This is a genomic window from Dethiosulfatibacter sp. (genome assembly GCF_983023055.1).
In genome coordinates this window covers 1-1334 of sequence record NZ_CEZJXU010000061.1, presented here as the reverse complement: position 1 = coordinate 1334, position 1334 = coordinate 1, and the positions used below count along the sequence as shown (strand labels likewise).

2 protein-coding genes are annotated in these 1334 nt (G+C 33.5%); one reads left to right on the top strand and one right to left on the bottom strand.

Annotated features, from left to right (window positions below; translation table 11 throughout):
• The coding region (locus AC3AX0_RS03685) for an NAD/NADP octopine/nopaline dehydrogenase family protein (protein WP_487548954.1) at positions 1-827 on the bottom strand (827 nt) is incomplete at its 3' end.
• Positions 828-1105: 278 nt separating this feature from the next.
• Between AC3AX0_RS03685 and AC3AX0_RS03680 the strand changes: the two genes are divergently transcribed.
• A partial coding sequence (locus tag AC3AX0_RS03680) for a helix-turn-helix domain-containing protein (RefSeq protein ID WP_487548953.1) occupies positions 1106-1334 on the top strand: 229 nt, incomplete at its 3' end.

The following is a 1334-nucleotide window of genomic DNA, read 5'->3' as shown; positions in this document are numbered from 1 at the left end:
GCCTTAGCAACAGCAACTTGGTCTTGATAAAATGCATACTGAACACGGCCTACACTTGGGGAAACTCCGTGAGCATAGATGTCATAAACCGCATCATGAGAACCAATATGAGGGATAATGCCCCAGTTTTCAATTGTTCCAGTATTTAGTACTACAGCAGGAACATGAAGCATAACATTAACATTTGAAAGTCCAATATCTAATACAGTATCACCTTTAATTAGATGTGTTGTTGCATCCAATGCAGGAATCTCTTTAACAATAGACATATAAGCATCATAATCGCTGGAAGGTAGTGTATCAACTCGAATTTCATTTTCGCGATACATTACATTAACAACATCCGTTTCTGTTTCCATGTTATTAAAATCCGTCAACCGTGTACCATAGACTAAGGATGAATAACCTGCAATGATAACTTTTGTTTTCAGTTCTTTTTCCCGCATGATTCGACGAAGAATTAAACTCCCAAAATTATCTGGGAAAATACTGACAGTCTGTCCGTCTTCAAGCAGTGGAGCCAGTTCTTCAAATATTTTCTCAAAACCCTGAGCTTGTACAGAAACCAAAATATGATTTGCTCCCTGTACTGCTTCTTTCATGTCATAGGTAACCATATCTATAGTCGCTGTGCCATTACGTTTGAAGTTTTCGTGATTCATTTCAATACCCTCAAAGCAAATACGTCGACTATTCAGGATGCCCTTTACTTTATTATTGAATCTTGTAAATTCATACATTCTTACTTCTGCGCCACCAAGTTTACAGTCAGCAGCAAATGCGTGGGCGCCATTACCAGCACCAATAATAGTAATAATTGCCATCATTATCTTGTATGATATTATTTAGAAACTAATATCATACTCTCCTTTTATAATTATTAGAAACGGAAAAAAGATAATTTGCGTACGCAATATAGGAATTTTGAACCGTATTGCGTACGATGATTATAGCAATGATTTTCTGAAATGTCAAATGAAATCAGATATTTAGGAGCTTTTTATTATTTTATGATATGATTATTAGAAAAATTCTATCTCTGTTATCTTGAATATAATGATTTTATGGTATATTATAAATAAAAAAGAAAAGGAGTTGTTTTTATATGACTGAATTAACTGGAATTGGAGAAAGACTTAAAAATATTAGAACTGAAAGGGGACTTAGTTTAAATGATGTGTCTATACGTACTGGTGTAAGTAAAACTATGATTAGTCAAATTGAACGAGCTGAATCTATACCAACCCTAACAACGATATGGAAGATTGCTAATGGATTAAAACTTAGTTTTGCATCATTGTTAGATAAACCAAATTATAATTATGATGTAAGAA